The following is a 15,689-nucleotide window of genomic DNA, read 5'->3' on the forward strand; positions in this document are numbered from 1 at the left end:
CGCTTGAGCGCCGACAAAGATTTCGAGAACGGGCGGACCGTGCGCGCAGTTGCGCGGCGGTTCGCCGTGTTTATCCCCATCGTGGTGGTGTGGCTTGTCCTTGACCAGGCATCGAAGTTGTTCTTCAACGGCTCATACCATGCGGGACAGGTGATTTCCGACCCGATTCTCGGCATATTCCGCTTCCATCTCGTTTACAACACGGGCGGTGCCTGGAGCATCTTCTCGGGCGCCACCTGGGCTCTTGGCGCGTTCTCGCTCGTGGTTTGCATCGCGCTCACAGCCTATCTTGCGCTTACCCCGCAGCGCCCGAACTCTGGCGAGCTCATCGGGATCTCGCTTGTCGTCGCGGGCGGCATCGGCAACGCGATCGACCGCTTCACGCTTGGCTTCGTCGTCGACTTCATCGAGCCGACGTTTATCGATTTCCCTATCTTCAACGTTGCGGATATTGGTGTGACCTGCGGAATCATATTGTTCATCGTGTCGCTTCTCGTCCATGAGCGCACCGAGGCGAAGCGCGCGGTGCGTGGAAGCGAAAATGGGGGTGGGGAATAGATGGCGCGCATGCTGAGTTATTCCGCCACGGCGCTCGATGCGGGGGAGCGGCTCGACTCGCTTCTCGCCGCGCGCGCATGCTTTGCGAGCCGCAGCGCCGCCGCGCGGGCAATCGAGTCGGGCAACGTCTTCGTGAACGGGGCCAACGTTGCCAAGAAGTACGCAGTCGCTGCGGGTGACATGATCGTGTACCAGGAAGAGGAAGAGGTCGAGGCGGGCCCGGTAACAGGACAGCCAATCGACCTTGACATCCGCTTCGAGGACGACGACCTTATCGTGCTGTCCAAGCAGGTCGGGCTTGTGTGCCATCCGTCTGTCGACCACACCGATGGGACGCTCGTGAACGCGCTCATCTACCATTGTGGGGTCGACCACCTCTGCAACGTGCAGGGCGAGGACGACCGCCTCGGCATTGTGCACCGGCTCGATCGCGACACGTCGGGGCTTATGCTCGCCGCGAAGACCGATGCGGCTGGTTATGCCCTTATGGAGGATATCCGCGATCGCGCGGTCGATCGCCATTACCTCGCGCTCGTTCACGGCGTGATCGCACCGGACACGGGTATGATCGACGCGCCGATCGCTCGAAGCGCCAACGAGCGAACGCGCATGGCCGTGCGTGATGTGCCTTCTGCCCGCGACGCCGTCACCACGTTTCGCGTACTCGAGCGCTTCGAGCCGCGCCAGCACGACGACGGGTACACGTTGATCGATTGCAAACTGTTCACGGGGCGCACGCACCAGATTCGCGTTCACATGCAGTATGCGAAGCACCCGCTCGTGGGCGACCCTGTCTACACGGCGAATGGGCCGAAGGATACGCGTGCTCAGCTTGGGCTCAAGCGGCAGTTCCTCCATTCGTTTAAGATCCGCTTCACCCACCCCGAGACCTCCGAGGTGCTCGAGTTCGCAGATAACCTGCCGCGCGACTTGGCAGAGGTGCTCAGTGTCCTGGCCGACCGAAGTCGCGGCTTGACCGATGCCGGCCATGAAGTGGCCGCCCTCTTGGCGGACGCCCCTCACCCCTCGATCGAGGGCGAGCTACCCGAATAGGAGTGATGCGTTATGGCGTTGCATGGCAAAGAGAAAGTTGGCGTGCTTCTCGTGAACACCGGGACGCCGTCGGCGCCTGAGCCGAAGGCCGTCAAGCGCTACCTAGCACAATTTCTCATGGACAAGCGCATCGCGCCCATGAATCGTTTCATCTGGTGGTTCATCCTCCATTTGGCGATCCTGCCGAAGCGAAGCGTCGCATCGGCCGAGAAGTACCGACAGATTTGGACGCCCGAGGGGTCGCCCTTGCTCGTAACGCACACGGCGCTCGCCGCAGCGCTCGAGGCGCGCCTTGAAAGCGAGGGCTTCGACGCTCCCGTTCGCATCGCGATGAGTTACGGCGAGCCGCCCGTCAAGAAGGCTCTCCGTGAGTTTCGCGAGCTCGAATGCGACAGCATCGTCGTGCTGCCGCTTTACCCGCAAACCGCGCACAGCACGACGCTCTCCGTGAAGGACTCGGTCGCTCGCGCGGTGCGCCGTGCGCACTGGAAGGGCGACACGACGGTCGTGGAGGGATATGCCGAGCATCCGAGCTATATTCGCGCGCTCGCCGCCTCGATCAAGCATGCCGGGTTCGGCCAGCAGCCAGGCGACCGCCTCGTGTTCTCGTTCCACTCCATTCCGCTTGTCGACATCGAAGACGGGGACACCTACGAGCTGCAAACGGGGTCTACAAGCTTACATGTTGCCGATGAGCTGGGCCTCGATCGAAAAACATGGACGATAAGCTACCATTGCCGCTTCGACAACGCGCGCACGTGGCTGTCTCCCTTCACGAAGGACACGCTCGCTCGTCTGGCCGAGGTCGATGATGGGCGCACATTCATCGTCTGCCCTGGTTTCTCGGTCGACTGTCTGGAGACGCGCTTCGATGTGGAAATCGAGTTCGGCGACTTGTATCGCGAGAGCTTGCTCGCGGCGGGCCATCCGGCGGACGACTCCCGCTTCGTGTACGTCCCTTGCTTGAACCGGAGCCGCGCGCACGTGCGGGCTCTCTGCGATGTTTTGAAACCGTATCTTGGGGAAGGAGAGTGACATCATGAATGATACCTGCCAAGCGAAGACAGACGATAGGAAGCCCGAAGACGCCGCAGCGCCGTTGGTGCTCCTCGGTGTCACGGGATGCATTGCCGCCTATAAATCCTGCGAGGTTTTGCGCGGGCTTCAAAAGGCGGGCGTGCGCGTGAAAGTCGTGATGACGAAGAACGCCTGCGAGTTCGTTGGGCCGACCACCTTCCGCGCCCTGACGCACGAGCCTGTCGCCATCGATACCTTCGGTGACGGTCCGGGGGACCCAATCCATCACGTCTCGCTTGCCGAGGAGTGCGATTTGTTCCTTATCGCCCCTTGCACGGCCAATGTGCTTGCGAAGATGGCGGCAGGAATCGCCGATGATTTGCTCTCGACGACCGCGCTTGCCTGCACGGCGCCGATTACTGTGGCGCCCGCGATGAACGTGCATATGTACGAGGCTGTGGCGACGCAGCACAACATGCAGGTGCTCGCCTCGCGAGGGGTGCACTTCATCGAGCCCGGCGAAGGCTATCTCGCCTGCGGAGACGTTGGTCGTGGCCGCCTGGCCGACCCTGCCGACATCGTCGCGAGCGTTCTTGGTATGCTCGGGCGCAAAAAGGATTTGGAAGGGAGGCACGTCGTTGTGACAGCCGGCCCTACCGTCGAGCCGATCGACGCCGTGCGGTTCATTTCTAATCCCTCGACGGGCAAGATGGGCTTCGCGATTGCCGAGGCTGCCCTTGAGCGCGGTGCCGTGGTCACGCTTGTTACGGGTCCTGTTTCCCTTGCGGACGTTCCTGGTGCGAAGATGGTGCGCGTGGGCACGGCCTGCGAGATGAAAGCTGCCGTCGACGAGGCGTTCCCGTCTGCCGATATCGCCATTTTCTCCGCGGCGGTGTCCGATTTCCGCCCGCGCACGGTATCCGACCGCAAGCTCAAGAAGGGCGCCGACGATGAGGCGCTCGCGCATATCGAGCTTGTCGAGAACACTGATATCCTCGCCTCGTGCGGGGCTGCGAAGCGCGAAGGCCAGGTGGTCGTGGGGTTCGCTGCTGAGACGAACGACGTTGTTGGCAACGCACGCAGCAAGCTTTCCCGCAAGAAGGCCGATTTCATCGTGGCGAACGATGTTTCGCGCGGCCAGGGCTTCGGTGCCGATTCGGACGAGGTGGCTTTTGTCTCGGCTTCGGGGGAGGATCATCTTCCTGAAATGGGCAAACGCGAACTCGCCGATCGAATTCTCGATAAAGCCCTAGAATTCTTGAAATAGGGGCTTGAAACCTATCGAAGGTAACGGTATTATAAACAAGCTGTCTTAAGCGGATGGCAAACAAATGAATCGGGTTGTGGCGCAGTTTGGTAGCGCACTTGACTGGGGGTCAAGGGGTCGCAGGTTCAAATCCTGTCAACCCGACCAGCTTACACAAGCGGGTCAGAGGATAAGTCTTCTGGCCCGCTTTTTTCCATTTCTGCAATTGCTACCTCAGCGATAGCCCTTTTACCGACTGATTTCGACCTGCACTCCAAAGGTGCAGGTCGAATAGCCTCCTTTTTACTAGAGTAGACGTCACGCGAGTCTCGCGTTCGCCTTCCCCGTTTGCGCTTGGAGCAGGAAGGTCACTATTCAAGTAAAGGAGTATGCGATGGAGCTAATTGCCTCCCTCATTGTGGTGCCCGTAGTTGCGGCATTGCTGCTTCTCGTGATCAAGAACGACCGCGCGCGCGATGCGATCGCCATTGCCTTCGCCGCGCTCATTGCGGTGCTCTCGATCGCGTTTGCGGTGGTGTTCGCAGGCCCCGGTACCTATGAGTTCGCCCTGCCCGCCGAATGGGGGCATCCGCTTTCCCTGGTGAACCTTGCCATCGACCTGACTGTCGCTATCTTCGTCGTGTGCTATGCGGTTCGCTACAAGCGCCCGTTCGCACTGGGCTTGGCGGCGCTGCAGATCGTCGTGGCGCTGTGGTTCGAGTTTGCCGTTCAGGCAGGGGCCGAGTTCTCCATGACGATGCGCGTCGATGCGCTCGGCGTGATTATGGTGCTTATCATCGGCATCGTTGGCTCGGGTATATGCGTGTATGCTCTGGGCTACATGAAGGACTTCCAAGCTCACGAACTGCACGAGAACCCCCAGGCGCGCGATCGTCGCCCGTGGTTTTTCGCCATCATGTTCGCATTCCTTTCCGCCATGTTCAATATCGTGCTTGTTGACAACATGGCGTGGATGTACACGGCTTGGGAGGTCACCACTCTGTGCTCCTTCCTGCTCATTGGTTTCACGAAGTCCGAAGAGGCCATCAACAACGCCTTCCGCCAGATCGTGATGAACCTGCTTGGTGGCGTTGCGTTTCAGTTCTCCCTTGTCTATCTGGGCGTTTTCGGCCTGCCGCTTTCGTTCTCGATGTTCGTCGAGCTCGGTGCCGCCTTCCCTGCGCTCGTCATGCTCCCAGTCACCTTGCTCGCGTTCGCGGGCATCACGAAGGCGGCGCAGATGCCCTTCCATACGTGGCTTCTCGGCGCGATGGTGGCTCCGACACCGACCTCTGCGCTTCTGCACTCATCGACCATGGTCAAAGCGGGCGTGTTTCTGCTCGTGAAGCTCTCGCCGATCTTCGCGGTGAGCTTGGTACCCTCCGTGATGGTGGTGCTCGTCGGCGGCCTCACGTTCGCGCTGTGCTCGTTCATGGCTATCTCACAGAGCAATGCCAAGCGTGTGCTCGCGTATTCCACCATTGCTAACCTCGGCCTCATCACCGCATGCGCGGGTGTGGGAACCCCCGAGGCCGTTTGGGCGGCAATCCTGCTCATCATCTTCCATGCAGTTGCGAAGAGCCTGCTGTTCCTGTGCGTCGGCACCGCCGAGCACCATATCGGCAGCCGCAACATCGAGGATATGGACCTACTCTTCGAGCGCATGCCGCGCCTTGCCCGCTTCATGATGCTCGGCATCATGTGCATGTTCGTGGCGCCTTTCGGCATGCTTATCGCGAAGTGGGCGACACTCGTGTCCTTCGTTGAAACGGGCAACGTCGCGCTCATCATCCTGCTCGCATTCGGTTCCGCTGCAACGTTCATGTTCTGGGCGAAGTGGCTCGGCAAGCTCTCGGGAATCGCGGGCGAGCCGCAAAACGTCGAGCTTTCGGTGCATAAATCCGAGTGGGCGGCGCTGCTGTTGATGGCGGGGCTGGTATGCGTGACGTGTGTTCTGCTCCCAGTCATGTCGTCGGGGCTCGTCGTTCCCTATATCCAGACCGCGTTCCACTACGGTGGGCAGGACATCTCCGACGGGAACCTTTGGATTGCTGCGATCTGCGCGGTGCTCGTCATCCTTATGCTCTTCGCGGGGCTTGGCCGTTCTTCTAAGCAGAAGAAGGTTGACGTCTACCTTGCGGGTGCTTCGGCGGACAACGCGGCGCGCACGTTCCGCGGGTCTCTCTCCGCTCCGGTTGAGGCCACGTCGCGCAATATGTACCTCGACGGCGTCTTCGGCGAGGCTCGCATCGCCCCGATCGGGTCGGGCGCATGCATCGTGATCATGGTTGCGGCGATTGCTTGGGCGGCTGCTATGCTGCCTGGCTTGTTGTAGGAAGGCGAGGCTTCTCATGACGATCATCGTTACGGTCATCGGCATCATCGCATTTGCGATTGCGGGCCCTATCATCGGTTGTTTGCTCGCGGGACTCGACCGCATCATCTCCGCGCGCATGCAGGGACGCGTCGGGCCGCCGCTTTTGCAGCCCTATTACGACGTGCGCAAGCTTTTCTCCAAGGAAAACGCTTCCGTGAACACGTCCGAGCACGCCTACATCCTGTTCGCGTTCATCTTCACCCTGGTGGCGGGCGGCGTGTTCTTCTCGGGCGGAAACCTGCTTCTGAGCGTGTTCCTCGTGACGCTCTCCTCGCTGCTCTTCATCGTGGCTGCTTATTCGTCGCGCTCGCCGTACTCTGAAGTGGGCGCCGCGCGAGAGACGCTGCAGGCGATGGCGTACGAGCCGATGCTCTATCTCATGTGCGTCGCGTTCTTCATGGCGTCGGGGTGGTTCGACGTGGCGGGCGTCTTCTTCCTCGATGCTCCCGCGATTACGACGGCATGGCTCGCGTTTCTTGGTTTTTTGTTCGTGCTCACGATCAAGCTGCGCAAGTCGCCTTTCGATATCTCCATGTCGCACCATGCGCACCAGGAAATCGTTCGTGGTGTCACGACCGAGATGAGCGGCCCTACGCTGGGTTTGGTGGAAGTGATGCACTGGTGCGAGAACGTGCTGTTCATGGGTTGGGTCGCGATGTTCTTCGTCTGGTCGAACCCGCTCTCGATTATCCTTGCGATCGTTGTCGTTCTCGCGGTGTACTTCCTCGAGATCTGGATCGATAACAACTTCGCCCGCGTGAAGTGGCAGCTCATGCTGAAGTCCGCATGGCTTGTCGCGCTCGTCGCCGGCGGCTTGAACGTGGCCGTTCTGGCCTACCTGTAAGGAGGCTCACTTATGGCTTACAACTCGAAATCACCTTGGGTCATCCACTACGATGCCTCAAGCTGCAACGGCTGCGACATCGAGGTGCTCGCGGCGCTCTGCCCGGGCTTCGACGTCGAGCGCTTCGGCATCATCAACACCGGCAACCCCAAGCATGCCGACATCTTCCTCGTCACCGGCAGCGTGAACGAGCAGAACATCAAGGTTGTCCAGGAGATTTACGACCAGATGCTCGAGCCGAAGGCGGTCGTTGCCTGCGGCATCTGCGCGTGCTCGGGCGGCGTCTTCCACGACTGCTACAACGTGCTCGGTGGCGTTGATAAGGCGATCCCCGTCGACGTGTACGTGCCGGGCTGCGCCGTCCGCCCTGAGGCGATAATCGACGGCGTTGTGCAGGCGATCGGCATCCTCGACGAGAAGGCGAAGGCTATGGCGCAACAGAAGAAGGGGGCGTAGGACCCATGGAATTCTCCTCTGAGTTCATTCCGCTCAAGCTGGCAGACGTGCCGGCGCTTTCCGACCGCATGAAAAGCGAGCACGCGCGCTTCGTGCAGATCCTCGCGGTAAACACCGATGCGGGCGTCGATCTGGTCTACTCGTTCATGAAAGACGATGGCGCGCTCAGCAACTACGAGGTCAAGGGCGTGAAGAAGGCTGATGTGGTGCCCTCCATCACCGGCAACTTCCTCGCGGCCTTCGTGTTCGAGAACGAAATCCACGACCTGTTCGGCGTGACGATTGAAGGCATCGCCATCGATTTCGGCGGCAAGTTCTACCAGCTTGCGCAATCCGAGCCGATGACTATCATCTCGCCTGCTCAGAAGGCTGCTCGCGAGAAGGCCGCCAAGGCTGCGGAAGCCAAGCGCGCCCGCGCTGCGAAGGTGGCCGAGACCGAGTACGCAGCCGATCACCCCGATGCCATGAAGCAGATGAAGCAGAAGGTCTCGGGTATCGACCCTGCGCAGATGGCCGATTTCGAGGAACGCTTCGCGGGCACCGACCCCGAGAAGCTCGCGCGCATCAAAGCGGCGTTCGCGGCAAAAGCGGCAAAGGCTGCCGAGGTTGAGCAGTCCCGCGAGAGCAAGCGCGCCACCCGCGCGGCGGAGCTCGAGAACCTCGATCCCGAGAAGGCCGCCAAGGTCCGTGCGGCCCTCGAGCGCAAGAAGAAGGCTGCCGAGGCGAAGCGTGCCGTGGGTTCCACCAACGTCGAGCGCGACGCCGAAATCGAGGCCAAGCTCGCACAGCTCGATCCCGAGCGGGCGGCAAAGGTCCGCGCTGCCCTCGATGCGAAGGCACGCCAGGAAACCGCCGAGCGTGCGGCGAATACCGGAAAGGACGGTGAATAGCGATGGGCAAGGCAACCGTCATCCCCTTCGGTCCGCAGCATCCCGTGCTGCCCGAGCCGCTTCACCTCGATCTCGTTGTTGAGGACGAGAAGGTGCTCGAGGCGATTCCACAAATCGGCTTCGTCCATCGTGGCCTCGAAAAGCTCGTCGAGACCCGCGATTACAACCAGTTCATTTTCATTGCGGAGCGCATCTGCGGCATCTGCGCGTTCGGCCACTCCATGGGCTACGCCGAAACGGTTGAGAGCCTTATGGGCGTCGAGATTCCCAAACGCGCCGAGTACCTGCGTGTTATCTGGCACGAGCTCTCGCGTATCCACTCGCATATTCTGTGGCTCGGCCTTGCCGCCGACGCCTTCGGCTTCGAGAGCCTGTTCATGCATTGCTGGCGCCTGCGCGAGCGTGTCCTCGATATCTTCGAGAAGACGACGGGAGGCCGCGTCATCTTCTCGGTCGTGAAGGTCGGCGGCGTCGTGCGCGACATCGATGCGGCGCAGTTTGCTGAGATCAAGCGCGTGCTCGAGGGCATCAAAGACGACTATCGCCAAATTATGAACGCCTTCCTGAAGGACTCGTCGGTCAAGAACCGCACCGTCGGGGTGGGGCATGTGAGCCACGAGGACGCCCTCGCGCTTTCCATGGTGGGACCTTTCGCCCGCGCTTCGAACGTGAACTACGATGTGCGCATGCTCGGCCGCGGCGGTTACGCGGAGCTCGCCGACTTCTGTCCTATCCTCGACGACCAGGGCGATTGCTACGCTCGCTGCAAGGTTCGCGCGCTTGAGGTGCTCCAGTCGATCGACATCATCGAGGAGATGATCTCCAAGATTCCCGAGGGCGACATCTCGGTTGCCGTGAAGGGTTCTCCGGTTGCCGGCTCCGAGGCGTCCAACGTCGTCGAGCAGCCGCGCGGCGAGTGCTACTACTACGCCCGCGGCAACGGCACGAAGAACCTCGAGCGTATGCGCATGCGCACTCCGACCTCGCAAAACCTTGCGGGAATGACCGCAGCGCTCAAGGGCTGCGATCTGGCTGACGTGAACAACATCATCCTCACCATCGACCCCTGCATCAGCTGCACGGAAAGGTAGAAGAACATGGGTGGATTCAAACTGGGAAAGATAACGCTCGGCTCGCTGTTCAAAAAGCCTGAGACCGTGCTGTATCCTGTGGAGAAGAAGGAAACCCCCGCAGGACTTAAGGGCCATATCGTCAACGATGTCGATGTCTGCATCCTGTGCGGCATCTGCCAGCGCCGCTGCCCCTGCGCTGCCATCGTAGTGGAGAAGCCCAACCGCAAATGGACCATCGACAAGTTCCGCTGCGTCCAGTGCGGCACCTGCGTGCTCGAGTGTCCGAAGCACTGCCTGTCGATGGAGCCCGGATGGCCGGCGCCTTCGAAGGAGATGTACATCGAGTCCTTCGATGTTCCCGAACATGCCAAGCCGGTGAAGAAGGTAAGCTAAGAGCAGCATTCTCGTCCCGCTCATCGGGCGAAGGCTTCCGACTGCTCGCCTCGAAGGGACCCTGAGGGGTCCCTTCTCGTTTTGCGTTGATTCCGCTGTTCTCGGGGCTTATCCGTGAACCGAGCGGTATAGTCGGGCCTGTCGGCAAGAACGGCGCGCGATGCGCTACGGACAGTGGAAGGTTGCGAAACGATGGGTTTCTTCGATAGCGCGCAGGACGTGATAGACAAGGGAGTTTCGGCCGCGAAGGGCGTCGTCTCGGGTGTCGCCGTGGAACAGCAGCCGTTCATGAAGGGCTTTGCGCGCCTGTGCGCCGATGGCTGGGAGCAAGGTTGGCACGAGCGCAACGGCGGAAACCTCACGTACCGCATGACCGATGGGGAAGTGGCGGACTGCCGCCCGTTCTTCTACGAGAACCCTTGCAATTGGATCCCCTTGGGCGTTCAGGCCGACAACCTTCGCGGTGCGTTCTTCGCCGTGACGGGCGCGGGGCGCTATATGCGCAACGTTCCCCTCGACATCGCTCGCAATGTGGGGATCGTCGAGATCAACGCCGAAGGAGACGCGTGCCGTATCGTGTGGGGCCTCAAAGATGGCGGCATGCCTTCCTCGGAATTCCCCTCGCATTTCATGATTCATTCGGTTCGCGTGGACGTGACCGCAGGCTCGTCCCGCGTGCTCTACCATGCCCACCCGGTAAACGTGGTCGCGCTCACCTCCGTAATGCCGCTCGACGCTCGCGCTATCACGCGTGCACTCTGGAAAGTCATGACGGAGTGCATCATCGCTTTTCCGAAAGGCGTTGGCGTAGTTCCGTGGATGGTGCCGGGAGGATCTGAGATCGCGATGGCGACAGCAAAGCTCATGGAGACTTTCGATGCGGTCATTTGGGCACAGCACGGTCTGTTCTGCTCGGGCGCTGATTTCGATTCCGCGTTCGGTCTCATGCACACCATCGAGAAGGCGGCGGATATCTATGTGAGGGCGCGCCTGCTCAACGGGGGCGGCGATTTTGCGAACACCATATCCGACGACGGGCTTCGCGCCATCGCCCGGGATTTGAGGCTGGATGTAAACGAGACGTTCCTCGATTAGGCTTTTTCCAGCCGGGCTTTGGCGCACAGTGAGCAATTCGCGATCGAATAAACGTGCTGGCAACATCTCCGTGGGGAATCGGCGAAGTGTTTCGCTTCAGATAATGCAGGGCGCTATAATAATTCGCTGCAATTAACACGACTGACCCGCTGGGGCTTTATTTACTGGGGGCTTGGCTTATATGGCGAAGATGATAGACAAGGCCGCGAAGAACGACCTGACACCCGAGGAAGACGAGGTGCTCGACACCATCTTCACCATTCCAAATCTCATTTCGACGATTCGCCTGTGCATGGTTCCGTGCTTCATTGTTTTGCTTCTGACCGGCTACGACATCCTTGCGACGGTTCTTTTCGCCGTGGCGGCGGGAACCGACTGGATCGACGGGCAAATCGCTCGCCGCACGCACACGGTCTCGAAGCTTGGCCGACTGCTTGATCCCGCCGTCGATCGCATCCTCATGATCTCAGGCGTTGTGTGCCTACTTGCCGTCGGGCGCCTGCCGCTCTGGGTCGTCGTCTTGGTCCTTGGCCGTGATTTGCTGCTTCTCATCGGCGGGGCGTATCTGCTCAAGAAGTGGCGCATTCGCGTTGCGGTTATCTATCCTGGGAAGGTGGCGACAACGTTTTTGTTCGTCGGATTTGCAGCGCTCCTTCTCAACTGGCCGGTGCTCGCCGGCATGGGGGTCGTTCCCTTCTCGTGGCTTCCCGGCTTCTCCTCGGACCCCTACTCGTGGGGTATCTGGTTCGTCTACGCAGGCCTTATCGTCGGTGCGTTCACTACGATCTATTACGTCGCGGCGGGGTTGCTCAAGCTATCTGCTGCGAAGCGTGAAATGCGTGCCGAATAACGCTTTGAGGCGCAGGAAATCTAGTTTTGCCGCCCTTTTCCTATGACGGGGTAGGCACAAACGCTACACTGTACGAGTTAACCCTAGCTATCGGGTCAAATTTGCATCCAATAGCTTGGTGGCGTGGGCAAGGGCGCGTATGCGCTAGGCAAGACAAGGAAGGACTTGAGGTGTTTTTTCAAGAAGAAATCGAGACTATGCCGCGCGAACAGCTGCGCGAGCTTCAGCTCGAGCGAATGAAGAAATCGATCCGTCACGCGTACGACAATGTCGATTTCTATAAGAAGTCCTTCGCCGAGGCAGGTGTCACGCCCGACGACCTGACCTGCCTCGAGGATCTCGCGAAGTTCCCGTTCGTCGTCAAGCAAGATATGCGCGACGCCTACCCGTTCGGCTTGTTCGCCGTTCCGAAGAAAGACGTCGCCCGCATCCACGCATCCTCCGGCACCACCGGCCAGGCGACGGTCGTGGGGCATACCGCAAATGACATTAAGAACTGGGGCGACTGCTTCGCCCGCGGCATCTACATGGTAGGTGGCACCGCGGATTCGACCGTTCAGGTGTCCTACGGCTATGGCCTGTTTACGGGCGGTCTCGGCGCGCATTATGGCGCGGAGGCGGCAGGTTGCTCGGTTATCCCGACCTCTTCGGGCAACACGAAGCGCCAGATCCAGATGATGGTCGATCTCGGCACCGACATCCTGTGCTGCACGCCTTCCTATGCGCTTTATTTGGCCGATACGGCTATCAACATGGGCTATGATCCTGTAAAGGATTTCAAGCTCTCCGCCGGCATCTTCGGCGCCGAGCCTGCCTCCGAGAATATGCGACAGGAAATCCGCGACAAGCTCGGCATCCGCTACTGCGATGTGTACGGCCTGTCCGAGGTCATGGGTCCGGGCGTCGCGATGGAATGCTCCGAGTCCCATGGCTTGCATCTGGCGGAAGATCATTTCTTCGCCGAGATCATCGACCCTGAGACGCTCCAGCCGGTGCCTGACGGCACGTATGGCGAGCTTGTGTTCACCACGCTTACGCGCGAGTGCTGCCCGCTTGTGCGCTATCGCACGCGCGACATCACCCGCATCATCAACGAGGAGTGCGCATGCGGGCGCACCCATCGCAAGATCGACCGCATCATCGGCCGCTCTGATGATATGATGATTATCCGCGGTGTGAACGTGTTCCCGTCGCAGATCGAGCAGATCATCACCGGCTTCGACGAGATCACGGCCCACTATCAAATTGTGCTCACCGACAACGGACCGCTTGACAAGGTCACGCTGAACGTCGAGACGGTGCCCGAGTTCCCGATCGACGAGATCCGCAAGCTCGAGGATTTGAAGGCGCGCCTTGGTGCCGAGCTCAAGAGCAACCTGCAGATTAAGGTCGATATCAAGATCGTCGAGCCGAAGTCTATCGAGCGCAGCGAAGGCAAAGCCAAGCGTGTCATCGACTTGAGAGAAGGGAAGCACTAATGATTTCTCAGCTGACTGTTTTCCTGGAGAACGACAAGGGTCGCCTCGCTTCTGCATGTCGCGTGCTGAGCGATGCGGGCGTGAACCTGCATGCCTTAAACCTCGCCGACACAGCTGACTTCGGCGTCGCCCGCGTGCTCGCCGATACGCCCAACGCCGCCGCCGAAGCGCTTCGCGCGGCTGGTTATCGCGCGACGGTCACCCCGGTTCTCGCTGTTCGCGTTCCCAACGTGAAGGGTGGGCTTGCGACGCTGCTCGAGTTTTTGGACCAGCAGTCCGTCAACATCGAGTACGGCTACTGCTTCTCCGTCAATCCCGAAATGGCGATCGATGTGCTGAAAATTGGTGAAGCGGAAGGCATCGAGGCCAAGCTCGAAGCGGCTGGCTTCGCAACCGTATCCCCGGAAGAGGTTTACCAGCTTGATTGCTAGCTCTCGTCATATCGCGCGCAGCGCCCGTGCCTCCTTCGGGGCGCGGGCGCTTTCCGCGCTTTGCGCCTGCGTTCTCGCAGTCTCGCTCTCGTTCGCCCTCATGCCCGCCACCGCTTTCGCCGGCGTCGCGAAAACCGATGTTGTCGCTGGCGAGACCGTTGAGTCGCGCGGGCTTGCCGTCTCTCAGTGCCCAAGCATCGATGCGACGTATGCCTATGTTGTCGACGGCAACGGCACGGTGTATTTCGAGCGTAACCCGGACACACAGACGCATATCGCATCGGTGACTAAGATTATGACGGCGATTGTTGCTCTGGAGAACTCCCAGCTCACCGACCAGGTGACGGTTAGTGCTCAGGCAGCCTCCATCGGCGAGTCCTCCGCGTCGCTCAAAGAGGGCGACGTGCTTTCCATGGAGGACGCCATCAAGGCGCTTCTCACCTCGTCGGGCAACGACGCGGCGATCGCTATTGCGGACACTGTCGGTGCGAAGCTTGGAGGCGAGGGCGGCGCACAGGCGGCATTCGTTGCCGCGATGAACGCCAAGGCGGCGGCTCTCGGATGCGCGAACACACTGTTCGCGAATCCCCATGGGCTCGACTTCAACCAGTATGCGGGCGATATGCACAGTACGGCCCGCGATGTGGCAACGATGTCCGCCTACGCGATGAAAAGCCAGACGTTCCGCGATATCGTCTCGAAGGACAAGGCGACGATCACGGTCACGCGCGGGGGAGTAGCAACTCCGCTCGAGCTGGAATCGACCGATGAGCTTATCGGCGTCTACGAGGGTGCTTGCGGCATAAAGACGGGATTCACCTCGCTCGCCGGGGAATGTTTTGCGGGTGCCTGCAACCGCGATGGGCTCGACTTATATGCAATCGTGCTCAACTCGTCAAGCGAGCAGCAGCGCTTCACGGACGCGAAGACGCTTTTCGACTGGGTATACGCCAATAGTGTGAACTACCCGTATGCCCATGCGAGCGAAACGGCTACGATGTCCTGGGGTTCTTCCACCAAGGAAGTTCCCGTCGTTGCCGAGGTCGCGCATGGCGATTGGACGGATAAGACGATCAAAGCGACCTTCTCCGAACCAGACGGCTCGGTCGACGTGTTCTCGCTCAAAGGCAACGTGAGCTGTACAATGAGTTTCGACAACGTGAGCGGGAATGTGCATGAGGGCGACAAAGTTGGTAGCGCTGTCTTCAAGCAGCACAACGAGGCGATTGCCACGGTCGACCTTGTCGCGTGCGAGGACGTTGCGGCGCCGAATCCTCTTGAAGCTGCCGGTATTTGGGTGGGCAGGCTTCTGTCTCATTTCACCGGGAGTCAGACCGTTGCAACGTCCGTTGACTTGAACGACACCCCGCTTATCAACGACAGAACGAAGACCACGCTTTAATTCGCTAGACTTTCATAAGCAAGACGAAAGAAGGACAAGCATTATGACTGAAACATGCCCCGTTTGCGGTGCAACTCTTAGCTCGGGTGCTTCCGCGTGTCCGACCTGCGGATTCAAATTGCTCGGTACGACGCAGAGCTTCAAGCCGTTCTCCGTCGAGGGCGGGGAAGTGCCTGCGGCGGAGCATCCGCAGCATCAGTTCGTTCTGAGGGTTGTGAAGGGCCCTCAGATCGGGATGGTCTTCAAGCTGGGCAACGCGCCGATGAGTGTGGGCCGCAGCCCGCAGTGCGACATCTTCCTAAACGATATGACGGTCTCGCGCAGCCATGCCGTGGTCGAGCCGACTGGGGATGGCTATACGATCACCGACGACAGCTCGTTTAACGGGGTGTGGGTCAACAACGACAATGTCGAGGCGCGCGAGCTTCACGAGGGCGACGTGGTGCAAATCGGAGCCTTCTGTCTCGTCTATCGGGAGGAATAGGCGCATCGACGCATAAGGCGAGATTTACGAGAGGGAATTTCA

16 protein-coding genes and 1 tRNA gene are annotated in these 15,689 nt (G+C 60.2%); all 17 read left to right on the forward strand.

Annotated features, from left to right (window positions below; translation table 11 throughout):
- Window positions 1-3 precede the first annotated feature (3 nt).
- The 17 genes from lspA to Q0I65_RS00855 all read left to right on the forward strand — a co-directional run bounded on the left by lspA (window position 4) and on the right by Q0I65_RS00855 (window position 15,647).
- Window positions 4-558: a signal peptidase II gene (gene lspA, locus Q0I65_RS00775; RefSeq protein WP_296058766.1), complete on the forward strand. Its 555-nt coding sequence runs from the start codon at window positions 4-6 to the stop codon at window positions 556-558.
- Window positions 559-1,611, forward strand: a complete 1,053-nt coding sequence (locus Q0I65_RS00780) for an RluA family pseudouridine synthase (protein WP_296058768.1) — start codon at window positions 559-561, stop codon at window positions 1,609-1,611. It abuts the gene before it with no gap.
- Between the two features lie 12 nt (window positions 1,612-1,623).
- Entirely contained in the window at window positions 1,624-2,646 is a 1,023-nt protein-coding gene (gene hemH / locus Q0I65_RS00785) for a ferrochelatase (RefSeq protein ID WP_296058770.1), read from the forward strand.
- Between the two features lie 4 nt (window positions 2,647-2,650).
- Complete coding sequence (coaBC, locus tag Q0I65_RS00790) at window positions 2,651-3,895, forward strand: bifunctional phosphopantothenoylcysteine decarboxylase/phosphopantothenate--cysteine ligase CoaBC (protein WP_296058772.1); 1,245 nt, start codon at window positions 2,651-2,653, stop codon at window positions 3,893-3,895.
- A 70-nt stretch (window positions 3,896-3,965) separates the two neighbouring features.
- A tRNA-Pro gene (locus tag Q0I65_RS00795) sits at window positions 3,966-4,042 on the forward strand.
- A 226-nt stretch (window positions 4,043-4,268) separates the two neighbouring features.
- Window positions 4,269-6,209 carry a proton-conducting transporter membrane subunit gene (locus Q0I65_RS00800; protein WP_296058774.1) on the forward strand — a complete coding sequence of 647 codons (1,941 nt, stop codon included), beginning with the start codon at window positions 4,269-4,271 and terminating at the stop codon, window positions 6,207-6,209.
- Between the two features lie 16 nt (window positions 6,210-6,225).
- Window positions 6,226-7,095 carry a complex I subunit 1 family protein gene (locus tag Q0I65_RS00805; protein WP_296058775.1) on the forward strand — a complete coding sequence of 290 codons (870 nt, stop codon included), beginning with the start codon at window positions 6,226-6,228 and terminating at the stop codon, window positions 7,093-7,095.
- A 12-nt stretch (window positions 7,096-7,107) separates the two neighbouring features.
- Window positions 7,108-7,551 carry an NADH-quinone oxidoreductase subunit NuoB gene (nuoB, locus tag Q0I65_RS00810; protein ID WP_158048566.1) on the forward strand — a complete coding sequence of 148 codons (444 nt, stop codon included), beginning with the start codon at window positions 7,108-7,110 and terminating at the stop codon, window positions 7,549-7,551.
- Window positions 7,552-7,556: 5 nt separating this feature from the next.
- Window positions 7,557-8,441 carry an NADH-quinone oxidoreductase subunit C gene (locus Q0I65_RS00815; RefSeq protein WP_296058777.1) on the forward strand — a complete coding sequence of 295 codons (885 nt, stop codon included), beginning with the start codon at window positions 7,557-7,559 and terminating at the stop codon, window positions 8,439-8,441.
- Window positions 8,442-8,443: 2 nt separating this feature from the next.
- A complete protein-coding gene (locus tag Q0I65_RS00820; protein ID WP_296058779.1) occupies window positions 8,444-9,532 on the forward strand; it encodes a nickel-dependent hydrogenase large subunit in 1,089 nt (362 codons plus the stop codon).
- A 6-nt stretch (window positions 9,533-9,538) separates the two neighbouring features.
- Window positions 9,539-9,907: a 4Fe-4S binding protein gene (locus Q0I65_RS00825; protein WP_296058781.1), complete on the forward strand. Its 369-nt coding sequence runs from the start codon at window positions 9,539-9,541 to the stop codon at window positions 9,905-9,907.
- A 192-nt stretch (window positions 9,908-10,099) separates the two neighbouring features.
- Complete coding sequence (gene rhaD, locus Q0I65_RS00830) at window positions 10,100-11,002, forward strand: rhamnulose-1-phosphate aldolase (protein WP_296058782.1); 903 nt, start codon at window positions 10,100-10,102, stop codon at window positions 11,000-11,002.
- 181 nt (window positions 11,003-11,183) lie between these two features.
- On the forward strand, window positions 11,184-11,852 hold the full coding sequence (locus Q0I65_RS00835) for a CDP-alcohol phosphatidyltransferase family protein (RefSeq protein WP_296058783.1): 669 nt from the start codon (window positions 11,184-11,186) through the stop codon (window positions 11,850-11,852).
- Window positions 11,853-12,022: 170 nt separating this feature from the next.
- Complete coding sequence (locus tag Q0I65_RS00840) at window positions 12,023-13,330, forward strand: phenylacetate--CoA ligase (protein ID WP_296058784.1); 1,308 nt, start codon at window positions 12,023-12,025, stop codon at window positions 13,328-13,330.
- Window positions 13,330-13,761, forward strand: coding sequence for an amino acid-binding protein (locus tag Q0I65_RS00845; RefSeq protein ID WP_296058785.1), 432 nt, complete (start codon window positions 13,330-13,332; stop codon window positions 13,759-13,761). The genes Q0I65_RS00840 and Q0I65_RS00845 overlap by 1 nt, the downstream gene beginning before the upstream one ends.
- Window positions 13,751-15,163, forward strand: coding sequence for a D-alanyl-D-alanine carboxypeptidase (locus Q0I65_RS00850; protein ID WP_296058786.1), 1,413 nt, complete (start codon window positions 13,751-13,753; stop codon window positions 15,161-15,163). The genes Q0I65_RS00845 and Q0I65_RS00850 overlap by 11 nt, the downstream gene beginning before the upstream one ends.
- Window positions 15,164-15,206: 43 nt before the next feature.
- Window positions 15,207-15,647, forward strand: coding sequence for an FHA domain-containing protein (locus Q0I65_RS00855; RefSeq protein WP_296058788.1), 441 nt, complete (start codon window positions 15,207-15,209; stop codon window positions 15,645-15,647).
- The last annotated feature ends 42 nt before the right edge of the window (window positions 15,648-15,689 follow it).

The sequence above is a fragment of the uncultured Ellagibacter sp. genome, from assembly GCF_934643285.1.
In the GTDB taxonomy this organism is placed as follows: Bacteria; Actinomycetota; Coriobacteriia; order Coriobacteriales; family Eggerthellaceae; genus Ellagibacter.